This window comes from Pseudomonas sp. HT11, from assembly GCF_044875395.1.
GTDB lineage: Bacteria > Pseudomonadota > Gammaproteobacteria > Pseudomonadales > Pseudomonadaceae > Aquipseudomonas.
In genome coordinates this window covers 3,121,521-3,136,106 of record NZ_CP173217.1, presented here as the reverse complement: position 1 = coordinate 3,136,106, position 14,586 = coordinate 3,121,521, and the positions used below count along the sequence as shown (strand labels likewise).

The following is a 14,586-nucleotide window of genomic DNA, read 5'->3' as shown; positions in this document are numbered from 1 at the left end:
CACGATCATTGGCAACATACAGGCAAGGGCACGTTAAATGAACTCTCTTCAACCCGCAGCATTGGCCAAGTACATCGATCACACCTTACTGGCGCCCGACGCCTCCCGTGAGCAAATCCGCACCTTGTGCGAGGAGGCCATGGCGCACGGTTTTTATTCAGTGTGCCTTAACTCCGCGCAAGTGCCTTACGCCGCCTCGTGCCTGACTGACAAGAACGTGGTGATCTGTGCGGTGGTGGGCTTTCCACTGGGCGCCGGCTTGAGCGACACCAAGGCCTTTGAAGCTGAACGGGCGATTGCCGCCGGGGCAGGGGAGATCGACATGGTGCTCAATATTGGCTGGCTGAAAGAAGGGCTGCTCGAGGCGGTGCGTGAAGACATTGCCGCCGTCCACAGGGCCTGCGGCGCCGTGCCGTTGAAGGTCATCCTGGAAACCTGCCTGTTGAACGACGAACAGAAAGTCCAGGCGTGTGAAATCTGCCGGGACCTGGGTGTGGCCTTTGTCAAAACGTCCACCGGATTCAGCCGTAGCGGTGCAACTGCTGAAGACGTCGCGCTGATGCGCAAAACCGTGGGCGCCGGCGTTGGCGTAAAAGCATCCGGTGGCGTGCGTGATTATCCGACGGCGGTGAAGATGATTGAGGCCGGGGCTACACGCCTGGGCAGCAGTTCGGGGATTGCGATAGTCGGTGGGGCAACGACGGCGGCGAGCGGTTATTGAATGCTTTTAATATAACTCAACTAAATATCTATTTAGTTGAGTTATGCGTTTTAATTATATTCAGTGGCGACTTTCAAGACGGGCGAGGGCAGCCATTCGACGCTCGCTGATGCGTTCAACCGCGTCCATGTGTTCTGTTCCCCACACACACAGCGCCCCGAGTGCCGTGGCCAGCGAGCGCCCGAATGGCGTCAGCGAATATTCAACCTTCGGCGGGATTTCCTGATAGTCGACGCGCGCGATGATCTCATCACGCTCCAGCTCCTTGAGTTGCTGGATAAGTACCTTATCAGTCACGCCACCGATCGCACGCCGTAGCTCACCATAGCGGTGAACGTTCTGTGCCAGATGATAAAGAACCAACGGCTTCCATTTCCCGCCAATCACCGCCAGGGCCGCAATCGGCCCTGAAGCCATTGCCATTCAGGGCGATATTTCAAACCTGGACGACCTGGATCGCATCTTCACACAAGTCAAAGCTGCAAAAGGCCGAATTGACGTGTTGTTCGCCAATGCGGGCCTGGGGGATTTCCAGCCGATTGGATCGATCACGGAGGAATCGTTTGACCGTACGTTCGGCATCAACGTCAAAGGCACCTTGTTCACCGTGCAAAAGGCCTTGGCATTGATGGGCGCCGGAGGCTCGGTAATCTTGACGGGTTCAACCACAGGCACCATGGGCACACCAGCGTTCAGCGTGTATAGCGCCACTAAGGCCGCGCTGCGTAATTTCGCCAGAAGCTGGGCGCTGGACCTCAAAGGCACCGGCATTCGCGTCAACGTACTTTCGCCCGGACCGATCGCGACGCCTGGCCTGGACCTGGCGTTGTCAGGCACTGGTCAGAAGGATGCGATCATTGACGGCATGACTGCACAGGTTCCCCTGGGGCGCATCGGCCAGGCAGAAGAAGTTGCGGCTGCAGCGTTATTTCGGGCATCGGATGAAAGCAGCTTCATGACCGGCAGTGAAATGTTCGTGGATGGAGGGTTTGCTCAGGTTTGAAGCCAATAGGGGTTTTGCCCGTTGAAATCTAACGGGCACTGCCCATGATTATGTAACATGATATTACGCATAATGTATATTATGTTAAATTATATGTCATGCCTTGTGAGTCTCTGCGTCGACGTGCCCCCTATGCCGCAGTCCGACGCTAGTTAGCTTGTGACTTTGATAAGGCCGCGGACAATATGCGTAACGAGGGTCGAGCCCTTCATGAGTTGGAAAGCCTGCGTTGCGCTTCGGCTCATTGGCTTCAGTCGAAATGCAGTCGATCGGTTTTGCGAAAACCTTCAAACCACCTGATTTAGAAACCCAAGACCACCCAGCTTTCGTGGACTGTCAGGTGCAACGCCAATCCCCACACCGCCTCCTCATCGGCAGTGCAGGTGACTTGGCAAGCTGGAGGTGATTTCAGTGGCGCAGCAGTTTGCGCAGGGGCACGCCGTCCTTGAGCACGGGCGACTTGATGACGATATAGCTGAAATACTTGGAGATACCAATGTTCTTGTCCAGCAGGCTCTCCACCACTTCCTGGTAATGCTGGATGCTGCGGGTCATGAAGCGCACCAGGTAGTCGTAACCACCACTGATCAGGTGGCATTCGAGCACTTCGTCTACCAGGCGGATATTGGATTCGAACTTGGCGAAGTCTTCGCGTTTATGGTCGCTGAGGGTGATCTCGGTGAACACCGTGACCGAATCGGTAATCTTGGCCAGGTTCAAGTGCGCCTTGTAGCTGGAAATATACCCCGCCGACTCCAACCGCTTGACCCGTTGCAAACACGGGCTGGCAGACAAGCCCACGGCGTCGGCGAGACTGACATTGGTCATCCGGCCGTCCTTTTGCAGTTCAACCAGAATACTGATATCGATCCGGTCCAGTTTCACTTGCCCTTCCATTGCGTACCTCTTGACTGCCGTTTGTAAGACAATCTTCTAGCAAAATCAGCGCCGTAAAGACAGCTGATGCTGAGCCACCAGATCCGCCATGCTGCTGATGCAGTAATCCGCCGCGCACCGCGAAGGCTGCCGGGGCCGCTGGCGGCCAATCAAACAGCGGTCCAGCCCCCCGTGCGCCGCGACCGAAGGTCGTGTCACATGCAGCACGGGGTGCACATCCTCCGCTTGCTCGCTGAGCCATTGCAGGTCATCGGCCAGGGAAATGAAATCTTCCGGTGCAATACCCAGCCGCTCACACAACACACCACGATCCTCTGCGTCACGGTCGCCACGCACCAGTAGCCGATAGAACTTGCGCAAATACAGCATAGCCCCCGGTGCATCCTCGAACAGCGCCCAACTGCCGGCGCTGCGGGCAAAGCTCATGCCCTCCTCCCAACTGGCGTGGAGCCCCCAGCGTTCGGCGAGTTGGCGGTGGGCAAAACACAGCAGGCCACTGAAGCCCAACTCGGCGAAGCGCGGGTAGAGATTCGCGACCACCGTGTTGTACTCGGCCAGCACCTGCTCCCTGGGCAGCTGCCCGCTACGGTTGTCGAGCAGCGGTTGCAAGGCGGCCAACACACCCGAGTCGCGGTCCACCAGCACTTCATCGCAATCGATCAGCAGCGCTCGATAATCTGTCAGTCCCATGTGGGGTCAAGTCTCCAATGATGCAGTCCACCCTGAACAAGCACAGGCTCAGTTCAAGACCCGTGCCAAGGCGCCGTCGAGTATCTGCAAGGCTTCGTCGACCTGGGCCTCGGTGGCCACCAACGGCGCGAGAAAGCGCAGCACGTTGCGATGCACGCCGCATTTGATCACCAGCAACCCGCCAGCGCGGACTTCATCGATCAGCCGTTGGTTGAGGTCGGCATCCGGCGTGCGCGCCGGGTCATCCTGGATCAGCTCGATCGCCAACATGAAGCCGGTGCCGCGCACATCACCGATACGCGGGTAGCGCGCCTGTAAACCAAGCAGGCCTCGGCGCAGGCGTTCGCCCAGCCGTTGGCCGCGTTCGAGCAGTTGCTCCTGCTCGAACGCGCTGATCACCGCCAGTGCCGCCGCGCACGCCAACGCATTACCGCCGTAGGTTCCGCCCAGGCCGCCAGGCAGCGGTGCATCCATGATGTGCGCCTTGCCGACTACACCGGACAACGGCAAGCCACCGGCCAGGCTCTTGGCCACGGTGACCAGGTCAGGCTGGATGCCCGCATGCTGGTAGCCGAACCAGGTCCCGGTACGGCCGAAACCGGTCTGAATCTCATCCAGGATCAACACGATGCCGTGCTTGTCCGCCAACGCTCGCAGTGCCTGGAGAAACTCCACAGGCGCGGCAAGGAAGCCGCCGTCACCCTGCACCGGTTCGATGATGATTGCCGCGATCCTCTCTGGCGCCACCTGGGTCGCCAGCAGTTCATCCAGGGCTTTGAGTGCCAGCTCGCTGGTCACCCCGCGATAAGCATTCGGATACGGCGTGTGGAACACCTCCGGTGCAAACGGCCCGAAGTTCTGTTTGTAGGGTTGGCTCATACCGGTGAGCGTGGTGCCAAGCAGCGTACGACCATGGAAGCCGCCCCGAAAGGCGATCACCGCCGAGCGATTGGTGTGGGCGCGGGCGATCTTCACCGCATTTTCCACGGCCTCGGCGCCGGAGGTGAAAAACGCGGCCTTATAGGCTTCCTGCCCGCCGACCATTTCGCACAGCCGCTGTGCCAGGTCGAGGTATGGCTGGTAGGCCACCACCTGGAAGCAGGCGTGGGAGACCTTCTGCAACTGGGCCTGCACCGCAGCCACCACCTTGGGATGGTTATGCCCGATGTTCAGCACGCCGATCCCGCCGACGAAGTCCAGGTAACGCTTGCCATCCACGTCCCACAATTCGGCGCCCTGGGCACGGTCGATCACCAGCGGGTGAGCGGTCACCAGGCCACGGGGAACGAATTGATCGCGCTGACGGAGCAAATGAGGGGTTTCGTCGACCTTGCTATTCATGGCAGTTCCCATCGTGAATGCAGCAACCCGGAAAGTGGTTGCGATGTGGTTCAGAGTAAGGCTTGCAGGCAACCAACTACGCCGAACTTGGCCCGTGAGAAATTCGGATCGACTGTTTTGCCCCCACCTTTCAACAGATCCTGCGCCGGGCTTGGGGGATGATGAGGGCTACCCAAACCCTGCAGGAAATGCCCATGGCCTTGCTCTACAAAGCTGACCCGGTGCGCGGCCAACATTGGCAGGCACTGTTCGCCGCACACGCGCCGCAGATTGAATGGCGCGCCTGGCCCGACATCGGTAATGCCGAAGACGTGGACTACCTGGCCGCCTGGCAGGCGCCCGACAACCTCATGCAATTACTGCCCAACCTGAAAGTGCTGTTTGCTTTGTCGGCCGGGGTCGACCAACTGGACCTTTCCCGCCTCCCGCCCGGCCTGCCCGTGGTGCGCCTGCTCGACCCGGGCATCACCCGCGGCATGTGCGAATACGCCAGTTGGGCGGTGCTCAGCCTGCACCGCGATATGTTGCGCTACCGCCAGCAGCAAGCAGCGCGCTGCTGGCAGGCACACCTGTTGCAACCGGCCGTGAATCGCAGGGTCGGCGTGATGGGCTTGGGCACCCAGGCCCAGCAGATTCTGGCAACGTTGGCGCCGTTGGGGTTTGCGCTGTCGGGCTGGGCGCGCAGTGCTCATCAGTTGCCAGGTGTGGACTGCTACGCCGGTGAACACCAATTGCCGTCGTTTCTCAGCCAGTGCGATATTCTGTTGTGTGTGCTGCCGTTGACCGAGCAGACCCAAGGCATTCTCGACCGGCAGCTGTTTGCACAGTTACCGCGTGGGGCGGCGCTGATCAACATGGGCCGTGGCGGGCACCTGGTGGAGGAAGACTTGCTGGAGGCATTGGGCAGTGGGCAACTGAGCGGTGCAGTGCTGGATGTGCTGCAGGAGGAACCTGCGCCAGCGGATCATCGATTCTGGGATCACCCGCAGATTGTGCTGACGCCCCATATCGCAGCGATGACCCAGCCGGCGAGTGCGTTTGGGGTGTTGCTGGAGAATATCCGGCGTTATGAACGTGGGGAACAGATGGTGGGTGAGGTGGATCGGCGCAAGGGTTATTGACGCGTGGAGGTCCAAATGCGGGAGCACCTGTCTTGATGTGGGAGCCGTCGAGCTTTAGCGAGGCCGCGATAGCGGTGGGTCACGCAACATCGATGTCGATTGTGCCGACGTCATCGCAGCTTCGCTGGGGCTCGGCAGCTGCTACGGTGTTAGTGCCAGGCCGCGCTCCTCCAGCAACCGCACAAAACTGTTCAAACTCTGCGACACCGTGTCCCGGCGCCAGATCAACCGAATGCGGGGTGTCAGCCAAAGATATTTCAACTGCCCCCCTGCATTCGCGAGCAAGCCCGCTCCCACATTTTCGAGCTTGCTCGCCTTAGATCTGAAGCCTTTGGGCAATCGCCAGCCCGACATCCTGAGTAGAGCCCTTCCCGCCCAGATCTGGCGTCACCACGCCCTCGGCAATGACCGCCTCAATCGCCCGCAGGATCCCGTCATGGGCCGCCCGATACCGCGCCTCCCCATTGCCAAGGAAATCCAGCATCAACGCCCCCGACCAGATCATCGCTATGGGATTTGCAATGTTCTGCCCATAAATATCCGGGGCCGAACCGTGCACCGGCTCGAACAATGACGGAAAGCGCCGCTCGGGGTCGAGGTTGGCCGACGGCGCAATACCGATCGTCCCGGCGCACGCCGGCCCGAGGTCGGAGAGGATGTCGCCGAACAGGTTCGACGCCACCACCACATCAAACCGATCCGGTTGCAGCACAAACCGCGCACACAGGATGTCGATGTGCTGCTTGTCCCAGCTCACTTCGGGGTAGTTGGCGGCCATCAATGCGGTGCGCTCATCCCAGTAGGGCATGCTGATGGAAATGCCATTGGACTTGGTCGCCGCCGTGAGCTTCTTGCGCGGGCGGGACTGGGCCAGGTCGAAGGCAAACTTGAGGATGCGGTCGACGCCGCGCCGGGTGAATACCGACTCCTGCAGCACGAATTCATGCTCGGTGCCCTCGAACATCTTGCCGCCCACTGACGAATATTCGCCCTCGGTGTTTTCGCGGATCACCACAAAATCGATGTCCCCCGGCTTACGCCCGACCAAGGGGCACGGCACCCCAGGGAACAGCCGCACCGGGCGGATGTTCACGTACTGGTCGAAGTCGCGGCGGAACTTGAGCAACGAGCCCCACAGGGAAATATGGTCGGGCACCTTGCCCGGCCAGCCTACGGCGCCGAAGTAAATCGCGTCAAAGCCCTTGAGCTGCTCAAACCAGTCCTCAGGCATCATCTGCCCGTGCTCCAGGTAGTAATCGCAGTGGGCCCAGTCGAGCACCTCGATGCTCAGGTTCAAGTTCCAGAGACTGGCCGCCCGTTCCAGTACCCGCAGCCCTTCGGGCAGCACTTCCTTGCCAATGCCATCGCCGGCAATCGCGGCGATTCTGAATGCCTTGCTCATGGTGCATGCCTCGTGGGAATTCAGTTGAGCCCGCCGATGTGGAAGGCTTTGACTTCAAGGTACTCATCCAGGCCATATTTGCTGCCTTCACGGCCCAGGCCCGATTGTTTGATACCGCCAAACGGCGCCACTTCCATGGAGATGATCCCGGTGTTGAGCCCGACCATGCCGAACTCCAACGCCTCGCCAAAACGCCACGAGCGCTGCAGGTCCTGGGTGAAATAGTAGGCGCCCAGGCCATACGGCGTGGCATTGGCCAGGGCCAGCGCCTCGGCTTCATCCGTAAAGCGCATCAGCGGGGCCACCGGGCCGAAGGTTTCTTCATTGGCCAGCAACATGCCGGCGTGGGTGTCACTCAGCACCGTGGGCTGCACAAACTGGCTGTCACCCGTGGGGATCGCGCCACACAACAGCTTCGCGCCCTGGCTCAGGGCATCGTCGATATGCCGTGCGACCTTGTTCACCGCCGCCGGGTTGATCAGCGGGCCGATGGTCACGCCCTCCTCCAGACCGTTACCGACCTTGAGCTTGCTCACCTCCTCCACCAGGCGCGCGGCGAAACGCGCGTAGATACCGGCCTGTACCAGGATGCGGTTGGCGCACACGCAGGTTTGCCCGGCATTGCGGAACTTGCTGAGCATCACCCCGGCCACGGCCTTCTCCAGGTCGGCGTCGTCAAATACGACAAACGGCGCATTGCCGCCCAGCTCCAGGCTCAGGCGCTTGATGTGCTCGGCGCTCTGGCGCATCAGCAAGCGGCCAACGGCGGTGGAACCGGTAAAGGAGATCTTGCGCACCGCCGGGTTGCCGGTCAGCGCCTCGCCGATGCCGGCAGGCAACCCGGTGATCACGTTGAACACCCCGGCCGGAATGCCGACTCGCTCAGCCAGCACCGCCAGGGCCAATGCCGACAACGGGGTAAGGTCCGACGGCTTGACGATGATCGGGCAACCAGCGGCTAACGCCGGTGCGCATTTGCGGGTGATCATCGCGTTGGGGAAGTTCCACGGCGTAATGGCAGCGCACACGCCCACCGGCTGCTTGAGGGTCAGCAGGCGTCGGTCGCCGCTGGGCGCCGGCATGGTTTCGCCATAGACCCGGCGCGCTTCCTCGGCGAACCATTTGACGAAACCGGCACCGTAGCGAATCTCGCCCTTGGCTTCAGCGAGCGGCTTGCCCTGTTCCCAGGTCATGATCAGCGCCAGGTCATCGAGGTTGTCGAGCATGGCCTGGAACCAACGTTCCAGCAGTGCCGCACGCTCTGCTGCCGGGCGTGCGCGCCAGGCGGGCCAGGCCCTTTCGGCGGCGGCGATGGCGCGGTGGGTATCCACGGCGTCCATGGCCGGCACCCGCGCCAGCAGGTGGCCGGTGGCAGGGTCGCGGATGTCCAGGGTGGCGCCGCTGTCGGCAGCGATCCACTGGCCATCCACATAGGCGAGTTCAGCCAGGAGGCTGGGGTCTTGCAAGCGATTATTGAGCATGGTCGAGTCCTGATCCGAGACACGCTCCAGTCTAGGGAGGTGCCGCGAATCAGGATGCCGAAAGCGCAGCTTAAGCAGCGTCCCGTGCTGAAATTGGCCCCAGGACGGCAGGCTCTGCTAGGCCGTAAGCGAACCCAGCAAACCTTGCAAAAAGCGCTCGCCGGCGTCCATTTGGCTGATCTCGATAAACTCGTCGGGCTTGTGCGCCTGCTCGATCGAACCCGGCCCGCACACCACCACCGGCACATCCAGGCGCTGCTTGAACAGGCCGCCCTCGGTACCGAACGAGACCTTGGAAGTGCCGGTGCCTGGCGCGGCGAATTGCTTGAGAAAACGCACGGCTTCTACACTGGGGTGGGTGTCGAGGCCGGGATACACGTTGACGGTTTCGATCTCGATGGCTGCCACGCTGGACAACTTCTGTGCCTCGCGCACGATCACTTCAGCGCGCTCGCGCATCTGCTCCAGGAATTGCTCCAGATCGTCGGCCGGCAGGTTGCGCACTTCGAAATCCAGGGTGCACAGGTTAGGCACGATATTCAGCGCCTTGCCGCCGACAATCTGCCCTACGTGCACGGTGCTATAGGGCACGTCGTAGTCGCTGTCCTGTGCGCCGTGGCGTTGCAGTTGCTGCTGGCTATCGCGCAGGGCAGCGATAAAGTCGCACGCCACATGAATCGCATTGACCGAGCGTGGCGCCAGGGACGAATGGGCTTCCTGGCCCCGGCAATACGTGCGGTAAGAGCCCTTGCCCTTGTGGCCCAGCACAAACTGCATGTTGGTGGGTTCTCCGATCACGCACAGAAACGGCCGCACCGGCGCCAGGTGCAGCACGTCGAGCAGGCGCCGTACGCCGACGCAACCGATCTCTTCGTCATGGGAAAGGGCCAGTTGCAGCGGGCGGTTCAGGCGGTGGTCGGCGGCATCCAGCATGGCGTCGATGGCCAGGGCGATAAAGCCCTTCATGTCGCAACTGCCGCGCCCATAGATGCGCCCGTTCTGCACGGTGGCGGCGAAGGCGGGAAAGGTCCAGGCCTGCCCCGCTGCCGGTACCACGTCGGTGTGCCCGGACAGCAACACTCCTGGCTGCTCCTTGGGCCCGGTGCTGGCGAACAGGTTGGCCTTCTTGCCGCTCTGGTCTTTGACGATCAGCGACTCGATGCCTTTGGTCAGCAGCAGGTCGCGCACGTAGTCGATCAGGGCCAGGTTGGATTCCGACGACACGGTGTCGAAAGCCATCAGCTGTTTGAGAATCTCGAGAACCCGGGGTTTCATGAGGCTTGGCTCCTTTGCTCGACAGGTGGGGCGAACCGGGTGATGGAGAACGGTTCGATCGGGGTACTGGTGCTCCCGGTGCCAAGCAGTTCGGCCATCACATCGCCGACGCCCGGGCCGAGCTGGAAGCCGTGGCCGCAAAAACCGAAGGCATAAAACAGGCCGTCGACGGTGCCGCTGGCGCCCATCACCGGCAGCGAGTCCGGCAGGTAGCCTTCGATGCCGCTCCACACGCGGATGATATTCAGGTTACCCACGCCCGGCAGCAGGCGGCGCATCTGGCTGACCTGGTTGAGGATGCTGCGCGGTTCCACATAGGCACGGCGGTTGAGCATGTCGGGCTTGCTACGGTAACCGCCGCCGATGACGATATTGCCCCGGGGAATCTGACGGAAGTAGATCACTTCTTCCGGGATCTTGGTGTAGACGCCGATCACTGTCGGCAATGCGTAGGGCACCGGCTCGGTCACCGCCATTTGCGGGCCGTGGGTGTCCAGCGGTACCGGTTCACCGAACTGCGCCGAGAGTTTCTGACCCCAGGCGCCGGCGGTGACCAACAGTTGCGCGGCGTGGAACTGGCGACCGTCGGTGGTGGAGACATGAAAGTCAGCGCCGACCTTCTGCACCTCAGCGACTTCAGTGCGTTCTTCAATTTGCGCCCCCAGGCGTCGTGCAGCCCGGGCAAAGGCTGGTGCGGCCAGGCGCGGGTTGGCGTGGCCATCGTGGGGCGCATAGGAGCCGCCCTTGACGTCCGGGCCGAGGAAGCCGAAGCGTTGATGCAGCTCGGCGCCACGATAAATTTTCAGGTCCAGCTGTTCAGCTTCCGGCGCGGCCGCGTAGGCTTCCAGCTCGGCGATTTCATCTTCGCGATAACACACGCGCATGTGGCCACTGGGAATGAACTCCAGGTCATCATCGATCAGTTCCGGCAGGCGCTTCCACAGCGCCCAGGAGCGGTTGGCCAGGGCCAGTTGACCAAGGAAGCGCCCTTGCCGGCGCACGTTGCCGAAGTTGACGCCACTGGCGTACTGGCCGATCTGGTCGCGCTCCAGCAGGATCACCGACAGCCCGCGACGCCGCAGAAAAAACGCGGTGGCCGAGCCCATCACGCCGCCACCGACAATCACTACATCGGCTTTTTGTACACTCATGAAGGCACCTCCTCGGTGATCAGCATCGACAAGGGTTTGACCGGCGCCTGGCCGCGCTGGCGCCCCACCTCCTGGACCTGCACGCCGGCAGCGGCGGCGATCACTTCAGCCCCGGCCTGGGAGCAATAACGCCCCTGGCAACGGCCCATGCCCACGCGGCTGAACGCCTTGGCGCGATTGACCTCGCAGGCGCCCTTCTCCTTCACCGTGCGGCGCAACTCGCCGGCACTGATCATCTCGCAGCGGCACACGATGGCGCTGTCTGGCAGGGCCCTGGCCTGTTCACTGGGCCAAGGGAACGCCTGGGCCAGGCCGAGGCGGAACTGGTCCATCACTGCCAAGGCCTGTTGTTGTTCATCACGCACGCCGGTGTCCACCGGTTGTTGCTGGTCTTCCAGCAGTGCCAACGCCACCAGGCGCCCGGCGTGCTCGGCGGCATCCGCGCCGCGAATCTTCGAACCGTCACCGGCTGCATACACGCCCTTCACCGAGGTGCGTCCGGCGTCATCGGTGGCCAGCCACCATTGGCTGGAGGCTTGATCAAACGCCATGGCGCACCCGGCCAGATCGCCCAATTGCGTCTCGGGGCGCAGGTGATAACCCAGCGCAACGGCGTCCGCCTGCACCGTGACCACCCGCCCACTGCCCGTGGTGAACCGCACGCCCATTACACCCTTGGCGGCGTCGCCCATGACTTGCAGCGGCTTGATCCCCAGGTGCACCGCCACCTTGGCACGGTACAGTTGCGCCAGCAGCTTGATCCCGGTGAACAGCACGCCAGGCCGCGCCAACAGTTTGGGCATGGCTTTCAGGCGCAGGCTCAGTGGCGAGGTATCAAGCAAGGCCGCCACCTCGGCGCCGGCCTTCACGTATTGGCTGGCAACCAGGTACAGCAACGGCCCGCTGCCCATGAACACCACGCGATGACCGATGGACACGGCCTGGTTTTTCAAGGCGATCTGCGCCCCGCCCAAGCTATAGGTGCCCGCCAGTTGCCAACCCTCGACAGGCATCAAGCGGTCGGTGGCGCCGGTGCACAGGATCAGCGCGTCATACCCCACGGCGGTATGGCGGCCCTGGCTCACGCAGCACAGTTGCCCCGGCGTGAGGTTCCACACCAGGGTGTCGGGGCGGTAGTCAATGGCGCCGCGCAGGCGATCGAAACTCTGGTGCAGGTCCTGGGCCTTGGCAGCCTCGCTGCCGTACAAGGTGGTGTAGTCGCGGGTGAACCCGTCGGGCTGGCGGCGATAGATCTGGCCACCGTCACGGCGATTTTCATCAATCAGGATCGGCTTGATACCCGCCGCCAACAGGGTTTCGGCGCAGCGCACCCCGGCAGGTCCGGCGCCCACAATAACTACCCGTGCAGTGGCCATGTCGCCTCCGGTTGTGTGGTAACGATGTCCAGCCCGTCACGGACTTCATTGGAGCAGGCCCGCAGGCGTTCACCGCTGCGGGTCCATATCCAGCAGTCCTGGCACGCGCCCATCAGGCAGAAACCGGCGCGGCGCCCGCTGTCGAATTCCGACTGGCGCAGCGCATTGCCCTGGGTCAGCAGCGCCACCATCAAGGTGTCGCCCTGCAAGGCCTCGATGGCTGCACCATCCACGGTCAGGCTGACCGTCGGCCGGCCCTGTTCGGCCAACCTCACAAAACGCCCCTTCATGCATAGGCTCCCAGGCTGGTGGTGGTGACGCCCCGCTGGGTATTCAGCAACTGGGCGCTGTCGTGGTGGCAAAGGATTTCACCGCCGTTGTCGAGGGTTCGGCGACTCGGCGCAGTGCGGTTGCACAAGCCGTCGACGCGTACCGGGCAGCGATTGAGGAAGGTGCACAGCTCCGGCACATTGGCCCGCTCGCCAATCGCTGGCAGCGTTTCGCACGTGGTGCCGCAGGTTTCCAGCCAGCCCTGGCGCAATTCGGGCACCGAGTGAATCAGCAGGTCGGTGTAGGGGTGGAACGGTGGCTCGGCAAACGACTGGCGGTTGCCGGCCTGCACCTTGTGGCCGCTGTACATCACCACAATGTCATCGCACAACGCACGCACGGTGGAGATGTCATGGCTGATAAACAGGTACGACACCCCCAGTTGCTGGCGCAGGTCCCGCAGCAGTTCGAGGATCGCCGCGCCCACCACCGTGTCGAGGGCCGAGGTCACTTCATCACACAGGATCAGGTCGGGCTTGGCCGCCAGCGCGCGGGCCAGATTGACCCGTTGCTTTTGCCCGCCGGACAGCTCGTTGGGACGACGTTCAGCCAGGGTGCGCGGCAGGCGCACCAGGTCCAGCAACTCACCGACGCGCGCCTTCAAGGCAGCGCCCTTGAGACCGAAATACATCTTCAGCGGGCGGCTGAGGATGGTCGCCACGCTGTGCATCGGGTTAAGCGCGGTGTCGGCGTTCTGGAACACCATCTGGATCCGCCGGAACTGCTCCGGCGTGCGCTCAGACAGGTGGCCGCCCAGCGGCTGGCCATCGAACGTCAGCCCCCCCAGGGCCGGGGTCAACAGCCCCGCGACCACACGCGCCAAGGTGGACTTGCCGGAGCCCGACTCACCGATCACACCGATGGCCTGGCCACGACGCACGGTCAGGTCGATATCTTCCAGCACCCGAATCGCCGGCATGCCTTGCATGTTCTTGTTGCCGTAGCCGGCGGTGAGGCCGCTGATGGTCAGCAGCGGCACGTCTTCGGCAATCCCGCTGGGCGGGCGGATGGTCGTGTCGGGCCGTGCGGCGGCCAGCAAACTGCGGGTGTATTCGTGGGCAGGGGTCTTGAGCAGCGGCGCGGTGGCGCTCTGTTCGAGGATTTGCCCAGCGTTGAGCACCACGATCTGGTCGGCCATTTGCGCAACCACCGCCAGGTCGTGGGATACATACACCGCCGTGGCGCCACGCTCGCGCACCACGCGTTTGAACGCGCGCAACACATCGATCTGGGTGGTCACGTCCAGGGCCGTGGTCGGCTCGTCGAGTACGACCAGCACCGGGTCGCTGATCAGCGCCATCGCCGCCATCACCCGCTGCAGTTGCCCGCCGGAGACTTGATGCGGGTAACGCCGGCCAATGCGTTCGGGATTGGGCAGGGCCAGGTCGCGAAACAAGCCGATGGCCTTGGCTTCCAGCTCGACCCGGGTGCCCAGGCCATGAATCAACGCGCCTTCCACCACTTGGTCGATGAGTTTCTTGGCCGGGTTGAAAGCCGCTGCGGCGCTTTGGGCGATATAGGACACGCGATTGCCGCGCAGGCCCTGCAGCTGTTTTTCGCTCAAGGCGAGCATGTCGTGTTCACCGACCTGCACCACCCCGCCGGACAGGCGACAGCCACGCCGTGCATAGCCGAGCAACGCCAGGGCGATGGTGGTCTTGCCCGAGCCGGACTCGCCAATCAGCGCCAGCACTTCACCTTTTTCAAGGGAAAAGCTCACGCCTTTGACGATTTCCACCTCGCCGCGCTCGTCTCCAGCAACGACACGCAAGTCTTCGACGCGAATCAATTGGGTCAT

The 14,586-nt window shown here is 62.5% G+C and carries 13 protein-coding genes and 1 pseudogene; 3 read left to right on the top strand and 11 right to left on the bottom strand.

Annotated elements, in window-relative coordinates; all coding sequences use genetic code 11:
- Positions 1–37 precede the first annotated feature (37 nt).
- Positions 38–721, top strand: coding sequence for a deoxyribose-phosphate aldolase (deoC, locus tag ABWL43_RS14370; RefSeq protein ID WP_262209575.1), 684 nt, complete (start codon positions 38–40; stop codon positions 719–721).
- 60 nt (positions 722–781) lie between these two features.
- Here deoC and ABWL43_RS14365 read toward each other — a convergent pair whose 3' ends face one another.
- Positions 782–1,138 (bottom strand): winged helix-turn-helix transcriptional regulator, encoded by a 357-nt coding sequence (locus ABWL43_RS14365; RefSeq protein ID WP_404488311.1) that lies wholly within the window; start codon positions 1,136–1,138, stop codon positions 782–784.
- On the opposite strand from ABWL43_RS14365, the pseudogene ABWL43_RS14360 reads away from it, so the two are divergent.
- Positions 1,122–1,724 (top strand): annotated as a pseudogene (locus ABWL43_RS14360) (SDR family NAD(P)-dependent oxidoreductase); the annotation flags it as partial. The gene ABWL43_RS14365 and the pseudogene ABWL43_RS14360 sit on opposite strands and share 17 nt — an antisense overlap.
- Positions 1,725–2,132: 408 nt before the next feature.
- On the opposite strand, the gene ABWL43_RS14355 reads toward ABWL43_RS14360, so the two are convergent.
- From ABWL43_RS14355 to gabT, 3 genes are read right to left on the bottom strand one after another with little or no spacing between them, the layout of a single operon-like run.
- Positions 2,133–2,621 (bottom strand): Lrp/AsnC family transcriptional regulator, encoded by a 489-nt coding sequence (locus ABWL43_RS14355; RefSeq protein WP_010449292.1) that lies wholly within the window; start codon positions 2,619–2,621, stop codon positions 2,133–2,135.
- Between the two features lie 45 nt (positions 2,622–2,666).
- Positions 2,667–3,311: a 2-haloalkanoic acid dehalogenase gene (locus ABWL43_RS14350; RefSeq protein WP_404488308.1), complete on the bottom strand. Its 645-nt coding sequence runs from the start codon at positions 3,309–3,311 to the stop codon at positions 2,667–2,669.
- A 48-nt stretch (positions 3,312–3,359) separates the two neighbouring features.
- Positions 3,360–4,652: a 4-aminobutyrate--2-oxoglutarate transaminase gene (gene gabT / locus ABWL43_RS14345; protein WP_145160760.1), complete on the bottom strand. Its 1,293-nt coding sequence runs from the start codon at positions 4,650–4,652 to the stop codon at positions 3,360–3,362.
- Between the two features lie 194 nt (positions 4,653–4,846).
- Between gabT and ABWL43_RS14340 the strand changes: the two genes are divergently transcribed.
- Positions 4,847–5,773 carry a glyoxylate/hydroxypyruvate reductase A gene (locus tag ABWL43_RS14340; RefSeq protein WP_145160758.1) on the top strand — a complete coding sequence of 309 codons (927 nt, stop codon included), beginning with the start codon at positions 4,847–4,849 and terminating at the stop codon, positions 5,771–5,773.
- A 316-nt stretch (positions 5,774–6,089) separates the two neighbouring features.
- Here the strand turns inward: ABWL43_RS14340 and ABWL43_RS14335 are convergent, their stop codons facing one another.
- The 7 genes from ABWL43_RS14335 to ABWL43_RS14305 all read right to left on the bottom strand — a co-directional run bounded on the left by ABWL43_RS14335 (position 6,090) and on the right by ABWL43_RS14305 (position 14,586).
- On the bottom strand, positions 6,090–7,175 hold the full coding sequence (locus ABWL43_RS14335; RefSeq protein ID WP_404488306.1) for a tartrate dehydrogenase: 1,086 nt from the start codon (positions 7,173–7,175) through the stop codon (positions 6,090–6,092).
- Between the two features lie 20 nt (positions 7,176–7,195).
- On the bottom strand, positions 7,196–8,656 hold the full coding sequence (locus ABWL43_RS14330; protein ID WP_404488303.1) for an NAD-dependent succinate-semialdehyde dehydrogenase: 1,461 nt from the start codon (positions 8,654–8,656) through the stop codon (positions 7,196–7,198).
- A 117-nt stretch (positions 8,657–8,773) separates the two neighbouring features.
- Positions 8,774–9,931, bottom strand: coding sequence for an acetylornithine deacetylase (argE, locus tag ABWL43_RS14325; protein WP_262209559.1), 1,158 nt, complete (start codon positions 9,929–9,931; stop codon positions 8,774–8,776).
- Positions 9,928–11,082 carry an FAD-binding oxidoreductase gene (locus tag ABWL43_RS14320; protein WP_262209557.1) on the bottom strand — a complete coding sequence of 385 codons (1,155 nt, stop codon included), beginning with the start codon at positions 11,080–11,082 and terminating at the stop codon, positions 9,928–9,930. Before ABWL43_RS14320 ends, argE begins: the two co-directional genes overlap by 4 nt.
- Entirely contained in the window at positions 11,079–12,458 is a 1,380-nt protein-coding gene (locus ABWL43_RS14315) for an FAD-dependent oxidoreductase (RefSeq protein ID WP_404488301.1), read from the bottom strand. The genes ABWL43_RS14320 and ABWL43_RS14315 overlap by 4 nt, the downstream gene beginning before the upstream one ends.
- Positions 12,440–12,748 (bottom strand): (2Fe-2S)-binding protein, encoded by a 309-nt coding sequence (locus tag ABWL43_RS14310; RefSeq protein ID WP_404488299.1) that lies wholly within the window; start codon positions 12,746–12,748, stop codon positions 12,440–12,442. The genes ABWL43_RS14315 and ABWL43_RS14310 overlap by 19 nt, the downstream gene beginning before the upstream one ends.
- Positions 12,745–14,586 carry an ABC transporter ATP-binding protein gene (locus tag ABWL43_RS14305; protein ID WP_404488297.1) on the bottom strand — a complete coding sequence of 614 codons (1,842 nt, stop codon included), beginning with the start codon at positions 14,584–14,586 and terminating at the stop codon, positions 12,745–12,747. The genes ABWL43_RS14310 and ABWL43_RS14305 overlap by 4 nt, the downstream gene beginning before the upstream one ends.